The organism is Corallococcus sp. AB032C (assembly GCF_003668935.1).
Taxonomy (GTDB): domain Bacteria; phylum Myxococcota; class Myxococcia; order Myxococcales; family Myxococcaceae; genus Corallococcus; species Corallococcus exiguus.
This window is the reverse complement of record NZ_RAWP01000257.1, coordinates 1-897: the sequence shown is the minus strand read 5'-3', so window position 1 is coordinate 897 and position 897 is coordinate 1. Positions and strand designations below refer to the sequence as shown.

Below are 897 nucleotides of genomic sequence, written 5' to 3'. Positions count from 1 at the left end.
TCCGCTTCCAGCTCCGCGGGGGGCGGGGCCAGGGCGAACGGATCCGCCTGGGGCTCCGGCTCGCCGTAGCCGTAGGTCTGCGGATGGGGACGCGACGCCGCGGGGCCGTGGGCGTTCGACGGATCGTTGATGTCGAAGGTGAACGCGTCTTCGGGAGCGGGCTGCGCGGGGACGGGCAGGGTGCCGTCGTCCGCGAAGTCGAAGTCGGGCGTGCCGAAGTCGGCCTCGGCGGGCGGGGCGGCGGCGACGGGCTCTTCGGAGAAGTCGAAGTCGCGCGCGGTGCCGGCGGGCTCGTGCGTGCCGTAGGCGGCGGGCGCGGCGGGCTCGCGGAAGGCGGCGTTGGGGACGGGGATGGCGACGACGCGGGTCACGTCCTCGCGCGGCTCGGAGAAGTCGGTGGTGTCGACCGAGGAGAACTCGCCGCTGCTCACCTCCGCGAAGTCGTCCTCCGCGGCCATGGGCGCGGGGGCCGGCGGCGCGGCGTCCATGTCGAAGCTGAACGAGTCGTCCGGCAGGGCCACCGGCGCGCCAGGTCCCGCGTCGAGCGAGATGGCCCGGGGCGCGGCCACGCCCGGCGAGGCATAGGCCGCGGGCGGGAGTTCGTCGTCGAAGGAGAACGGATCCTCGGGGACGGGCGGCGCGGCGATCCCCGGCAGCGGGATGGCGGCGGAGCGCGGAGCGGCCGCGCCGGGGAGCGGGATGGCAGGGCCCGCGCCCATGGGGATGGCGGCGGACTGGGGCGCGGCGCTACCGGGCAGCGGGATGGCGGCGGAGCGCGGAGCGGCCGCGCCGGGAAGCGGAATGGCAGGGCCCGCGCCCATGGGGATGGCGGCGGACTGCGGCGCGGCTGCACCGGGGAGGGGGATGGCTGCGGACTGCGGCGCCGCAGCGCGGGGC

General features: G+C 77.6%; 1 pseudogene. It reads right to left on the bottom strand.

Annotated features, from left to right (window positions below):
- A pseudogene (locus D7X99_RS41945) lies at positions 1-821 on the bottom strand (hypothetical protein); the annotation flags it as partial.
- Between the last annotated feature and the right edge of the window lie 76 nt (positions 822-897).